At 39.9% G+C, this 14,245-nt stretch carries 10 protein-coding genes and 1 pseudogene; 6 read left to right on the top strand and 5 right to left on the bottom strand.

What is annotated here, in order from left to right; all coding sequences use genetic code 11:
- The 4 genes from ACYU0V_RS07315 to ACYU0V_RS07300 are packed head-to-tail and all read right to left on the bottom strand — an operon-like array spanning window position 1 to window position 6,495.
- Window positions 1–1,836 carry an IucA/IucC family protein gene (locus tag ACYU0V_RS07315; RefSeq protein ID WP_461849594.1) on the bottom strand — a complete coding sequence of 612 codons (1,836 nt, stop codon included), beginning with the start codon at window positions 1,834–1,836 and terminating at the stop codon, window positions 1–3.
- A gap of 11 nt (window positions 1,837–1,847) precedes the next feature.
- The gene (locus tag ACYU0V_RS07310; RefSeq protein WP_104074384.1) at window positions 1,848–3,299 is read right to left on the bottom strand and encodes a DHA2 family efflux MFS transporter permease subunit; all 1,452 of its coding nucleotides are present in this window, start codon (window positions 3,297–3,299) and stop codon (window positions 1,848–1,850) included.
- 15 nt (window positions 3,300–3,314) lie between these two features.
- Window positions 3,315–4,712: a lysine N(6)-hydroxylase/L-ornithine N(5)-oxygenase family protein gene (locus ACYU0V_RS07305; protein WP_151283583.1), complete on the bottom strand. Its 1,398-nt coding sequence runs from the start codon at window positions 4,710–4,712 to the stop codon at window positions 3,315–3,317.
- Complete coding sequence (locus ACYU0V_RS07300; RefSeq protein WP_461849592.1) at window positions 4,705–6,495, bottom strand: IucA/IucC family protein; 1,791 nt, start codon at window positions 6,493–6,495, stop codon at window positions 4,705–4,707. The genes ACYU0V_RS07305 and ACYU0V_RS07300 overlap by 8 nt, the downstream gene beginning before the upstream one ends.
- A gap of 265 nt (window positions 6,496–6,760) precedes the next feature.
- On the opposite strand from ACYU0V_RS07300, the pseudogene ACYU0V_RS07295 reads away from it, so the two are divergent.
- The 6 genes and pseudogenes from ACYU0V_RS07295 to accC all read left to right on the top strand — a co-directional run.
- A pseudogene (locus ACYU0V_RS07295) lies at window positions 6,761–7,033 on the top strand (HpcH/HpaI aldolase family protein); the annotation flags it as partial.
- A 154-nt stretch (window positions 7,034–7,187) separates the two neighbouring features.
- Complete coding sequence (locus ACYU0V_RS07290) at window positions 7,188–9,458, top strand: TonB-dependent receptor (RefSeq protein ID WP_461849591.1); 2,271 nt, start codon at window positions 7,188–7,190, stop codon at window positions 9,456–9,458.
- Between the two features lie 267 nt (window positions 9,459–9,725).
- The gene (locus tag ACYU0V_RS07285) at window positions 9,726–11,051 is read left to right on the top strand and encodes a Y-family DNA polymerase (protein WP_461849589.1); all 1,326 of its coding nucleotides are present in this window, start codon (window positions 9,726–9,728) and stop codon (window positions 11,049–11,051) included.
- A gap of 235 nt (window positions 11,052–11,286) precedes the next feature.
- Window positions 11,287–11,742, top strand: a complete 456-nt coding sequence (gene aroQ, locus ACYU0V_RS07280; RefSeq protein ID WP_461849587.1) for a type II 3-dehydroquinate dehydratase — start codon at window positions 11,287–11,289, stop codon at window positions 11,740–11,742.
- A gap of 17 nt (window positions 11,743–11,759) precedes the next feature.
- On the top strand, window positions 11,760–12,179 hold the full coding sequence (gene accB, locus ACYU0V_RS07275) for an acetyl-CoA carboxylase biotin carboxyl carrier protein (protein ID WP_000354611.1): 420 nt from the start codon (window positions 11,760–11,762) through the stop codon (window positions 12,177–12,179).
- A 17-nt stretch (window positions 12,180–12,196) separates the two neighbouring features.
- Window positions 12,197–13,564 (top strand): acetyl-CoA carboxylase biotin carboxylase subunit, encoded by a 1,368-nt coding sequence (gene accC, locus ACYU0V_RS07270; RefSeq protein WP_002115704.1) that lies wholly within the window; start codon window positions 12,197–12,199, stop codon window positions 13,562–13,564.
- A gap of 47 nt (window positions 13,565–13,611) precedes the next feature.
- Here accC and ACYU0V_RS07265 read toward each other — a convergent pair whose 3' ends face one another.
- Window positions 13,612–14,115: a hypothetical protein gene (locus ACYU0V_RS07265; RefSeq protein ID WP_002115710.1), complete on the bottom strand. Its 504-nt coding sequence runs from the start codon at window positions 14,113–14,115 to the stop codon at window positions 13,612–13,614.
- Between the last annotated feature and the right edge of the window lie 130 nt (window positions 14,116–14,245).

Here is a 14,245-nt window from a genome sequence, read left to right as displayed (position 1 = left end):
CTAAACAGGCTGACGGAAATGGAACAGAGGGTTATTTACATAACGCATCTGTACATCACCATCACCGAATAAGCGACGGCGGGTTAGCGATTCAATACAATATTGCTCTGCAAAGACATCAAACACCGCATAGCGTGACTGGTGTTCAGGATATTGCTGCTGAAAATGATGAATAATATCTGCTGCTTTTTGCCAGAAGACCTGTTCACTAAAGCCAAGCTGCTGTTGTAGTGTTATCGCGATATCACTCAATGCAACAAAAAATAGACAAGCGCAACTAAAATCCCGCACCGCATTTAGGTCATCCGTGAGAATAAATGACATGCGATTAGCTTTCGCATGTTCCGCAGGTAATGCATGCAAGGCAGGAAAAGCTTCTGGATGGGTCAGATGATCAGGACTGAAGCGGACCCCATCATGAAAATCCTTTAAAATGATTCGTACTGGCCAGCCATTACGATGAACCAAAATAATATTTTGCCCATGCGATTCAGTTCCAATTCCTTCAGCAAAGAGTAAATATAGAATTGGCTGAATGACCACAGACAGCAATTGCCCAACCCATGCATCCACACCATACTGATCCAGCCAAGGTGCGATCAGTAACTTCCCATCCTTCTGGACATGACCAATTCCATTCAGAGGAATAGCATCTTCACCAGATTTTAGATACTGCTGAACACTTTCACGCCACAAACTGGCAATAGTTCCATATGCCTGTTTGGCATGTGATTTAGGTAGACGAGTGAAATCCACTGCTGAGGCATGTACTTCACCAAGAATATCAAAATCCAATTTTTGGGCAATTTCACTGTTCTTTTTTAAACCCTGTAGCCAATCTGTAATTAACGGCCCATTCATTGCTGTATGTGTCGCCAATATCCGTGAACTTGAGGTATTTGTCAGACTCATGGACAATTTGATATAAGGCTTTTCAGGATGTTGTAAATTGGTCAGTGTTCTCAGTGACTGCTGAGCAATATAGGCATATTCGCCTCGTCCCAAATAAACAATCTTCTGTTCAGCAATTTCCTTAAAGAACACATGCACAATAGTATTTTCCCATTGCCATGGATGAACGGGTAACCAAATATACTCATCTGCATTTTTTTGCTGACCCAAAACCTTTGTAAACTCTTTCTGATCCTGTTCAGTCAACTGCTGCTGCAGGAAATCATCCGCATTTAAATGACTGGATGCATTATGGGAAAATATGGACTGATGTACTGCAATCCATACCAGATGGATAGGTTGTGCATATTCCACCCCATATTTCAGATTATCCTGCAGATTAAAACCCACTCGGGATTTATAGCAAGGATGATAGGGATGACCATCCATCAGATAGGTTTCCAGCACATCATAACTATATTGTGCTGCTGGTAGTACATACTCATTCTGGCAGTGCTGAGACTGCACATCATGAATAAAAGTTCGCTTCAACTCACTGATAAAACCATCAATCTGGGCTGCCTGTGGAATACTTCGGATAACCTCATCAATGACTAAATTCAATTGTGCAACCGTTTTCTGTCCCTGATGATCCTCACGGATGACATCTGTAGCATTCATGCGTACTAGGCCAAAACTGAGATGTCGCTGTCCTGCAGCTATATAACGTACCGATTGCCTTTGTGAATTGATCACATCTATATAAAAAACACCATCCTCAAACTGGGCTGGAATCACCTCTTCATAAATCAATGCCTGTAGCAATTGTTTAATCACACGCTGTTCAACTTTTTTCATCGTGGCTTGATCAGGTTGCTGCCAAGCCAAAGTACTTGTATTCACAGAATGTGTGGTCGTGGAAAGTGCTGGATGTAAATTGCCCATTATTTTTACCTTTATTGATTTTGGACCAAAACGTCCGCTTGCTTTTGACTCGGAAACCTCCATGCCGCGGGTAATGCCAACAGCATTACGCCTGCACAGATCAAAAACAGTTCCCGTATCGCATGAATTTGAGCAATTGCGGGTTCTGGTAAATATGGAATATTGTGTGTACGAATTTGCAGATAGAGTGCAGCAACCACGACAGCAATTGCAGCGCAAATCCGGCGCAGTAAGTTATTAACAGCGGCTCCCTGAGTCACCAGTTCTTGATCTTCCAGACTATTTAATCCAGCTGTTGTCGCTGGCATATAGGACAAACCAAATCCCAGCCCGTGCAAGATCATACAAAACATCAGGGATATAACATGTGTACCTGGAATCAATGCCAAACCAGCGAATGCAGCAACAGTCAACAGAAGACCAAAACAAATTAATTGCCGGGCGCCATGTTGATCGAGATATTTACCCGCCCATTGACTACATAGACTGGTGGTCAGCGCACTACTCATCAGGATCAGCCCTGTCCACACTGGACTGAGCTTTAAAGTATTTTGTAACAGCAGTGGAATCAGGAGTAAGGTAATGAATAGTCCGATAGTATGTACAACTGAAATAATCACACTGTAGTTAAAACCACTACTGGTAAATAGTTGCCAGTCAATTAAAGCATTGGGCTTATTACGACTAAACCAGAAAAAGCCACAACATGCCGCAATGCCTGTACTGAACAACAATAGAAACTCAGACGTTTGGATGTCACTCAGCTGCTGGATTTTGCTCAAGCTGAGCAGCAACGCTACAATACCCACAGCAAGCAGTACAAAACCACTCCAGTCAAAACGAAGCAATTTCACATTAGTCTGCTGTGACGGCAACCACCTTAACCCCATCACTAATGCAAAGATCGCCAGCGGAACATTCAATAAAAATAACACCTGCCAGTTCCACCACACCAAAACCAGTGCACCCAGCATGGGTCCGCATGCCAAAGTCAGCATGATCATGGCACCCCATAACCCTGTAGCAGCACCCCGCTGCGCAGGCGGAGTTACCATAAATATAATTCCCAGAGACAATGGGATCATCAATCCACTTGAAAAGCCTTGTAAAGCACGAACCAGCAGTACAGTTCCAAAATGCCCTGCAAAAGCACCATACAGCGAGCTCAAACCAAAAACTGTCAGCGCAGTCAGATATACCTGACGTTTACCAAATCGCTGACTCAAATAACCTGTAAGCAATAGACTCAGGCTCATACTCAGCAGAAAAATAACCATGACCCAGCTAACTGCTGTTTCATTAATCTGAAAATCATGCATCAACTGAGGAATAGCGGGGTTAAAACTACTGTTGTTTATGCTGACGGTGCCAGTCCCCAACATCACACAGATCATCACCCAACGTTGTAACCCTGTAGATACAGGATTTTCTGCTTGCAACAGTGATTGTGGCTGTTCAGCCATCTCCTGTCCCCTGTGTTATTTGCTCATGACTTTTAAATACTGATCATCGGTTTTCCCAGAGGGACGCGGCATGACTGTATTTGTTCGGGAGTTATTTATCTTGAATTCAGTCGTCAAGGCATGACTATCCAGCTGAAAATCCTGAAAGCCTTGTTTCCCATCTACATCAAAATAGTTTTCTTTCAGAATCTGATTGGCAATCCGTGCGGAACGAAATGCACCCAAGCCCAGATCTGGAGTTCCAACGCCATGGTGTTGGAGACTGGTATTTTGTATATAGATCTCACCATCCCCTTGATACTGCAGTTGATGATGCTCACTAATTTTCCAGCGTTGCTGGGTATCTAATACAATCCCGTCCTTTAACTTATTCAGGAAAGTCTGTGCAGGATATTGATAACCCGTTGCTGCAATCACGGTACTTGCCCGAAGTTTCAACACCTGCTGTTGCTGAGTCTGTAAAAATTCAAGTTGAATATTATTCGGCCCATGTAACTGTGCATTCTCCAACTGATAGTTGCCGGCAATAGTCACATAGGTATCCGCTTGTCCAATACTACGGTGATAAAGGCGCTCATAGATTTCCTGAATAGTTCTGCTACTGATGCCCTTGTACAAGTGGGCCTGCGCAGTTGGCAAAGTATCTTTGAGAGCTTCTGGTAAATGGTAGAAATAACGCATGTAATCTGGACTGAAGCTTTCCAGACCCAATGGTGTATTTTCCATGGGTGAAAAACCTGCAGAGCGGGTCAACCAATACAAATGGAATTTGGGCTTACCTGTTTCTGATGAAATCTGCTGATCAAATAAATTAATAAAAATTTCCGCTGCAGACTGACCAGAGCCAATCAGTACCACATTGCCAGAAAGATTATCGGTACACTGCTGTAGATAGCTGGAAGAATGCAGACAAGATGCAGTTTGCTCTGAAATTGTTTGTAAGGGTTTGGGTAATCGCGGCACCGTTCCCACCCCCAATACCAGTTTACGGGTCTGATGAATGGACAATCGTCCACACTGTTCAGCAATCACCTGAAAACCGCCAGAGATTGGAGCAACGTCCACCACTCGATGACCAAAATGTAGATCATGCAACTGCTGCACCACCCACTGGCAATAATGGTTGTATTCTTTGCGCGGAATATACAAATTCTCACGAAAGTAAAACTTATAGAGGCGTTGCTGTGCCTTTAAATAGTTCAGAAAGCTATAAGGGCTTGTCGGCTCAACCAGACTGACCAAATCGGCCATAAAAGGGACCTGCAACATCGCACCTGGCAGCTGTAATCCTGCATGCCAGTCAAAATTTTCCCGTTTTTCAAAGAAACAATATTTCAATGAAGCATGCTGATTCACCAACGCAGCAAGACTTAGATTAAAGGGCCCCAGACCAACACCTATGAAATCAAGCATAGTCGGCCTCCTCAATGACTTGTCTAACATAGAGTGGATTTTTTAAATCAACATAGATTGATTGCTGAGAAATATCAGCTTGTAACTCATCCAGCTCATACAGACGTGTCATCATATTGCCTTTATAAGGAAAAGTTTCATGATGTAAAACAGTCTTTAATAAATTGCTTTCAGGATATTTCTGATAGGCCTGCAACAAGTAGGATTGCAGCATTTCTATTAATTGTTGCTCCTGAACGGCGCCAGTCATACCTATGGCATTAATCAGACCGAATAAGGTATTACCAATAAAGTAATAACGGAAACGTTCATCTACCAGTGACAATGGGCATACTGCCTGACCATCTGTTGCCAATGTCGGATAATGTTTCAAAATTTCTGTGGCAAGCTCACGGATATAGTAAAATCCTTGATTATCCCTAAACCATACTGTTTTAGGCATACCCTGTTCCAGTTCAATCAAGGTATTCTGTTGATGTGCTTCAAAAGCCATTCCATATTCATGATACAACTCCATCAACGGTAGAATGGTCATTTCCAGGAAGCGATCAAACCACAGCAAGGCAACTTGTGACTGAGATTGACCTGTTTGTTTTGAAATATCTGCAAAAATTTCACTGAAACGATTTTTTGCCAATATAGGATGATCCTGACACAATGAAGCAATACAAGTCACATCATCACTGACCTTAAATGGATTTTCACGCAAAATACAGATGGTTTCATCCAGCACTTGACCACCAAATTTCAATGCAATCCAAGCAGGATCACTCAAAGCCTGAAGGTTCGGATTTCGCTGCCTGAATTCACTTAGACAATCATCATGCCACAGTTGATAACTCAACAAACCACGGTGGCATTCCTTATACAGATTGACCCGAACTGAATTAGTCACAGCCACAGTCATTGATGCCTTGAACATCCAAGGTGATTGCTCACTGTACAGCGTACGCACTGAAGTTGTTGCTTTGACATCCCAGCCTAACGCGCCAAAATCAATCAATTTCTCTTCATGTAGAAGCTGTTGATACCAGTCCTTATCCTTTAGATAACGTGCCTGCCATGGATGTAAAGGCAACAAGGCATATTCAGAAAACTGAGCTATTTTTGCTCGGTGGAACGCATTGAAATATGGTTCTAAATCATGTTTGAACTGTGTAGGAATATCAATTTTATGTGCATTATCCGAAGCAATATGTTCTGGGTGCACATATAGAAATTGCATTTTGAAGGTATTCTGTGTTTCAGGTGAAAAAATCTTCCAGTCATCTTGTACAAAACCCTGTCGGCTTTTGGGTGAAGGATGCATGCTGTGGCCAAGTACCAATGCCTGTTCACTCTGAATAAAATTTTGCTGTTTTGCTATAATCTGATCAAAATTTGGTTCACGATGACTGAGAAATTGCTGCAGTGCTTTGTGACTCTGAATCCAACATTCCAGCAATGAAGATGCATCAAGCTGCTGAGCTTTGGATTGTTCAATTAAATTTTCCAGTAGATTTGACGCAATATTTACAGGACTAAGTGCCAAATATTGACCTTCCCGCTCGACCCACGGCAAGTCAGCAAAACGGTGCCGCCCTACCTGACTAAAATACTCAATCGGTGCATAAAGAAACCCATTGATTGCATGTAAAGGGATACTCAGTAAAACTTTGCCCTTACCTCTTTCTGTCAAATGAGGAGATTGTTCTGTTAAAGAGAGAAAACGTCCATGACCTGTTTCTTGTAAATATGAGTTCACTAAATGCTGCAAGGCAATTTTATTTGTGATTGATCTCATCAGGATTACTCTGTGGAGGGATAAATACCTACGGAGAATATCCATATTTAATTGCAAATACAAATGATAATTATTATTATTAATATTCAATAATAAAAAAATTACATTTTATCAGCAAATTTCAATTTTATTCGTAAATTAAAATCAAACATAATAAAAAGTTAAGCCTTAAATATCCTAAAATACTAATCAATATAAAATTGAATTAGATGAATTTATCTTAATTAAACGTGATATAAGTCACGGTTATTTTATGATTTTTAACAAAGGTATCGATATTATTCTTGAGGGTGCTGCCGACCTTTCTCAATCTATGGGACTGCCGTGGCAATCCAGTCATCCAAAAGTGAAAGAAAAAGTTCAAGAGATGTATGCTAAGACTAGAAATAGTCAAAAACATTTCTGTGCTATTCCTCGAAAGTCAGAGGATATTGCAGCGTGGAAACAACAATCCGTTCTGCTTTTTGTGCTTGGTGATGACCGTAGCATTATTCGTCGTGCCCATCAAAATCACCTAAATGCTTTTAAAGAAATCTAATCACTATTCAATTTTTTGGGGGAATAGACACCTACTCCCCTAATTCATTGAATAAATTTCAAATATATTATTTTTAAGCAATTAATCATATTGTTAATTACAATGATTCTCATTTATAATTCGCTCAATTTAAAATCACTCTCAGGGCGAGACAATGGGAAATAAGATAAAAAGTCACAAACTTTTTACCAGGAAGTCTGAAGTAAAAAATATCATTCCACTCCTTTCACTTGGTGGGGCCATCTTTCTCTCAAACTCGGCCTTTGCAGCCTCAACCTCTGAGACAACAGATGTTGAAAAAAAGCCTGAGGCACTTCCTACAATTACAATTACCGCTTCACGCGCAGATGAACTTTCTACTTCTGCCAAGCAAGTCACCAAACTAGATGAAAAACAAATTGAACTTTTAAGAAATGGTTCATCTGGCAGTATTGCAACTGTTTTAGCAAAAGCCGTACCGGGCCTATCAGACTCAAGCCGAACCATTACCGATTATGGTCAAACTTTACGTGGTCGTAATGCTCTCATCTTGGTCGATGGCGTTCCAATAAACCTGACACGCGACACATCAAGAGGACTTTCAGCAATTGACCCTGAAAGCATTGCCAACATTGAAGTGATTCGAGGCAGTAACGCAATTTATGGTGGCGGTGCTTCTGGCGGTATTATTTCAATTACTACGAAAGCGGCTGGTGGCGAACCTACAGCAAAAACAGTCGTTGGGCTTCAAACACCTTTAACAAATTTCCGTTCTAATGCTTTAAGTGGCGATATTCATCAATATTTCACAGGCAGCTTTAACGCTTTTGACTATGCGCTCGACTTTGGTTACCAACGTATTGGTAGTCCGTACGATGCAAGTGGTGACCGTGTTGCACCGGAACCAAGTCAAGGCGATTTATATGATGCCGATGCTTACAGCGTAGGTGGTAAACTTGGTTACCATATTGATGACAACCAATACCTACAGTTTGCTGCAAACTATTATAATGCCGAGCAAGACTCAGATTATGCATCTGACCCAAGCGTTAAGAATGCTCCTGCTGGAACTGTACCAGCAAAAGCCATTAAAGGCTTAAAGCTTAAAGACCAGACTAAAAACGAAAACCAAATCTACAATTTAACCTATAAACATAAGGACTTTTTTGGCAATAAGATTGATGCTCAAATTTATTACCGCGACTTCTTTACACGTTTTTCACCATTTGATGCACGAAAAAATCCGAATCGGGGTGGAAACGTAGATCAGATCTATCAAGAAAATAACATACTCGGTAGCCGTTTAACTGTTACCACACCACTTGAGTTTTTAGGTGATACATCCCTAGTTTGGGGTGGTGACTTTAGCCGTGAAAAAAGCGAAATGCCTTTAGATACTTTCAATCCTGATATTTATGACCAATCTGGTGGCCTAGATTTTGTAAAAACTGGTAAGCTCATTTATTTACCTGAACTTACCACACAAAGTGTTGGTGGCTTTGTACAGTTAAAACATCGCTTTAATGATCAATGGTCGGCTGAAGCAGGTACACGCTATGAAGATAGCTATGCCCAAATTGATAGTTTTATTCCATTATCACAATTTGATCCTAAAACACAATCATATAAGCCAAACCCTTATGTATATCAAGGTGGGAAAGTAAAAGCTGATGCATGGTTATACAATGCCAATTTGACTTTCTCTCCAAATGACCAGCACTCGATTTATGCATCGTTTAATCAAGGTTTCCAATTACCTGATGTGGGTGTGATTATTCGTAATGCAGATAATACTGATAAGAAAAAAAATTATGAATTATCATCTTCATTTTTAGAACCTGTAAAAGTTGATAACTATGAGTTGGGCTGGAAAGGGAACTTCAATAACTTTTCATCAAGCTTAGCAGTCTTCCACTCTACTTCTGATCTAGGCGCTGTGCAGTCTTTCAGCAATGGTCTGGCACTTACTAGAACCAAAGAAAAAGTTAGTGGTGTTGAAGCAACTTTTGACTATCTTGACGATGCTAATGTTTGGGGAACTGGTGGTAGTGTTACGTGGATGAAAGGTCGCGAAAAACCGCAAGATGGTGCTGAACAAGACATGACGGGCTTCCGTATTCCACCATTAAAACTCACAGGTTATATTTCTTATAGCCCAACGGAAACTTGGACCAACCGTCTACAAGCGACTTACTTCGGTTCAAAAGATTACCGTTTAAATGATGCTACTATCACTGGTCGTGCTGATGTAAAAACCTATACAACAGCAGATTTAATCAGTAGCTTTGCGCTTAACAAAAAAGACACTGTGACGATTGGTTTAGAGAATATGTTTAACCGCAAGTACTACCCTCTCTATAGCCAATTATTAAGATCTGGTACTAACACTAGCCATTTAGTAGCAAATGGTGCAACGCTGAAAGTTTCTTATAGCCATAAATGGTAATCAAAAACTGACATTCAATGTGTCACAAAAAGGAGATCAATACGGTCTCCTTTTTTTATTAAAAATATTAAATCCTTATCTATTTTTTCCATGGTTAACCTAAGTTAAACCCACAGAACCACCCTAGTATTCTGCTAAAAATTTTGTTAACTTGATTTTGTTACATATTCAAGATGCAACTTTTTCATCCAACACTTCCTCCCACTGTGTTTATGAAAACAATATCAATATGTAGTTTTACCAATATTCTTAATGGGGCAAATCATAATGGAAATCTCACACCGCGAAATTTACGCGCTCGTAGACATTAATAATTGTTATGTGAGTTGTGAGCGACTATTTAATCCCAAACTTATTGACCTACCAGTTGTAGTACTTTCTAATAACGACGGATGTGTTGTATCACGTAGTGAAGAAGCAAAAAATATGGGTATCAAAATGGGTATTCCATGGTATCAAATCGAACAAGAAGCTCTTCAAGCAGGTGTACACGTCTATTCAAGCAACTACACTTTGTATGCTGAAATGTCACGTCGCTTTTTTTCAGTTCTTGGTGAGTTTTTCTCGCCCGATGATTTAGAAGCTTATTCTATAGATGAATGTTTTATTCGCCTTACCCCTTACCTTCAATCTCTAGATATTCATTCTTATTGTGTCAAAGTCGTAGAAACCTTAGAAGAATGGTTAAGCTTACCCTGTTGTATTGGCATCGGATATTCAAAAACTCAAGCAAAATTAGCCAATCACTATGCTAAAAAAATTAGAAGCTTTAATAGAATTTGTAATTTCACCACTTTAGATCCTCTGCTTCTTGAAGACCTCATGCAACACACTTCAGTCAAAGAAGTCTGGGGAATTGGCTATCAATTAGTCAAACAATTACGGAGTTATGAGATTTATTCATGCTTAGACTTAACTTTTGCCAATGAGCATCATCTAGCAAAAGCTTTTTCTGTGGTTATGGCGCGTACCATTCGTGAGCTAAAAGGCCAATCCTGTATTCAACTCGACGATCCTGCAATTGTCACCAAACGAATTTTAGCATCACGTAGTTTTGCTCAAGCTTTGTCCAGCATTGAAATTATTAAGCAAGCACTTATTTTTCATCTCAACCGTGCTCATCGCCGTTTAATGAAACAAGAACAGCTCTGTGCCTGCGTTCAAGTCTTGCTTTATGAAAAAATAGATAAACCACCTTATAAAAAAGCATCTTCTCAAGCGATAGGCTTAAATTATGCAACAGATGATTTATGCATATTAACAAAAGCAGCCATGCAGCAAATTGATGTTTTATATAAAGAAAATAAAAAATATATAAAGATTGGAGTTTTATTTTGTGGTTTGCATCCTCGTCAACATCACATTGATGATTTATGGCAACCTCTTGAGTTGATTCAGCAAAGACAACAATTAATGCAAACGCTCAGCACAGTTCGTAACCGATTTGGCAGTCACTATTTACAAGTCGGTTATCATTCCCGTAATCCATCTTGGCACATGAAACAATGTCACCGTTCAAAAAATTATCTAACTCGATGGAATGAGCTATTAGTGATTGGAGAGAACTCTATAACCGTTACACAAAATACATGAACTGTTTTTGTCAATTCAGTTTAAAATAAGCTCCATTAAATTACTTGAAATTTTGTCATTTTTTAACATTGCTAAATCATCGCAAAATTTACAATATATAAGCCGAATTTGGTATACCCTTTCTGCGACGATGAAAACAAATTATAAAAAAATTGTAGAAACATATGCCATAATAAGCAAACTTTGCAGACATCTTGCAAAGAATATTTGCAACTTTAGAGCTGGAGCAATCTGAATGAGTTCGACCATTTTGGTGATTCATGGACCGAATTTGAATTTGCTGGGAAAACGCGAACCAGAAGTATATGGTCATCTTACCTTAGATGATATTAACCAACAACTTATTAGCCAAGCTCAACAAGCTTCAATCACATTAGATACTTTTCAAAGCAACTGGGAAGGTGCCATTGTTGATCGTATTCATCAAGCACAAACTGAAGGCGTAGAACTTATTATTATCAACCCTGCAGCCCTCACCCATACTTCAGTTGCTCTACGCGATGCCCTACTTGGCGTTGCCATTCCATTTATTGAAGTACATTTGTCGAATGTCCATACAAGAGAGACATTCAGACATCATTCTTATTTATCTGATAAAGCAATTGGCGTGATTTGTGGTTTAGGTGCAAAAGGCTATCGTTTTGCACTCAATTACGCTATTGAAAAAATTCAACCATCTAACCCAAACTAGTTTAGGAATAGTCGCCCATGGATATCCGCAAAATTAAGAAACTCATCGATTTAATGATTGAGTCTGACTTGCAAGCGATCGAAGTTAAAGAAGGTGATCAATCAATCGCTTTAACTCGTCGCAATCCTGTCGTTGCTGCGGCTGGTGTAGCACTTCCGGCTGCTCCTGTTGCAGAAGCACCAGTTGCAAAAACACCGCGTGGAGCAGTTGAAACTTCTCCAATGGTTGGCGTGTTCTACGCTGCTCCAAGCCCAGGTGAAGCACCATTTGTTAAAGTAGGCCAAACAGTATCTGCTGGTGAAACTTTGGGTATTATTGAAGCAATGAAAATCATGAACCCAATTGAAGCAACTCAAAGTGGCGTGATCGAAGAAATTTTAGTGAAAAATGGTGAAGTTATCCAATTCGGTCAACCTTTATTCCGTTATCGCGCGTAATTACCCCGGGGACGTCTATGTTGCAAAAAGTTTTAATTGCAAACCGTGGTGAAATCGCTTTACGTATTACCCGGGCTTGTAAAACATTAGGAATCAAGACTGTTGGTATCTATTCAGATGCCGACAAGGATTTGATGCATTTACGTTTTGTTGATGAAGCAGTATGTATTGGTCCGGGCGCAAGTAGTGATAGCTATTTAAATATCCCGGCAATTATTACTGCTGCAGAAATTACCGGTGCTGATGCTATTCACCCGGGTTATGGTTTCCTTTCAGAAAATGCTGAGTTTGCTGAAATTGTAGAAAGTTCAGGCTTTACTTTTATTGGTCCACGTCCAGAACATATCCGCCTTATGGGGAATAAAGTTTCTGCGATTGTTGCCATGAAAAAAGCTGGCGTACCTACTGTACCAGGTTGCGACCATGCAGTAACCATCCACAATGCCTTGGCAGAAGCGAAAGAAATCGGCTTCCCGCTTATTGTTAAAGCGGCTTCTGGTGGTGGTGGTCGTGGTATGCGTATTGTTGAGCGTGTAGATACACTACTTGAATCAGTTCAAGCAGCGCAGCGCGATGCAGAAATGTGGTTCGGTGATGATACCGTTTACATGGAACGCTTCTTACAAAAACCTCGCCATGTCGAAGTTCAAGTTCTTGGTGATGGTAATGGTCATGCAATTCACTTATATGACCGCGACTGTTCATTACAACGCCGCCATCAAAAAGTACTAGAAGAAGCACCTGCACCAAACCTACCAGAGCAAGCTCGAGCTGATATTTTAGAAGCTTGTGTTCATGCTTGTCAGTTGATGCAGTATCGTGGTGCTGGTACGTTTGAATTCTTATTTGAAGACGGTGAATTCTTCTTCATTGAAATGAATACTCGTGTTCAGGTAGAGCACCCTGTAACTGAAATGGTTACTGGTGTCGATATTATTGAACAACAGTTACGCATTGCTGGTGGCCTAGGACTAGAGCTTCAACAAGAAGATATCAAAGTTCAAGGACATGCAATTGAATGCCGTATCAATGCAGAAGATCCAACAACATTCTTACCTTCACCAGGTAAAATTGAAAGTTTCTATGCGCCAGGCGGCGCTGGTATTCGTTTAGATTCTCATATCTACCCAGAATACAGCATTCCACCTTACTATGACTCTATGATTGCTAAACTGATTTCTCATGGTAAAGACCGTGAAACTTCAATTGCTCGTATGCGTCAAGCGCTAGATGAAATGATCCTTACGGGAATTAAAACAAATATTCCTCTACATAAAGATCTTATTTTGCAAGATAAAAGCTTCTGCTCTCAAGCAATGGATATCCATTACCTTGAAAAACACTTGTTAAAGCAAGTCGAAGAAAAGAAAGCTGAAACTGCATAATAAAAAAAGCCTCTTATTTTTAAGAGGCTTTTTTTATATCTATAATTTTATGGTAATACCCGACGTAAAGTCGCAAAGCACTGCTCACCTTTAGCTGTTGAACAGAAATTGATTGTATGGTCGTTTTTCCATTGTACAAAATACTGTGAGACATCACCTGTTTGGTCTTGTTTCTGACCAGAGCAATCTACTTTATTATTGTCAAATTTAATTTGCATTACTAAAGCGGCTAGCTGCTCTTTAGGGTCATCAGATGGTTGATATTCATAGATACCATAAGACCATTCCTGACCGCTTTTGATCACTACATCATTACTACTACGAAAGTTATAATATTCCACACATTTCTTATTATTTGGAATTTCCATTCCCCACAATCCCATAATTTCAGGGCGCGTAACAATACGTATAGCATTAGGATTACTTGCAGTCCGAACGGGTTGTTCAGCTGGCTGTTGAGTAGCCGTTTCTGCCACAGCTAAACCAGAACAAGCCCACAATAATCCAATAATATAAATATTTTTCATAGATTTATTAATCATTAAACGCATGAAGTTAAGTTAGCATATTTTTTGACAAAATCACTGCTCCATAACCATATAAAAACAATATTTTTCAACTGTAACGTGTCACAACAAGTCATCAAACAATTTTATATTTACTTGCTTTTTTCAATATAAA

This window comes from Acinetobacter sp. X9, from assembly GCF_054889255.1.
The sequence above is the reverse complement of the archived record's forward strand: the minus strand, read 5'-3'. Positions and strand labels throughout refer to the sequence as shown.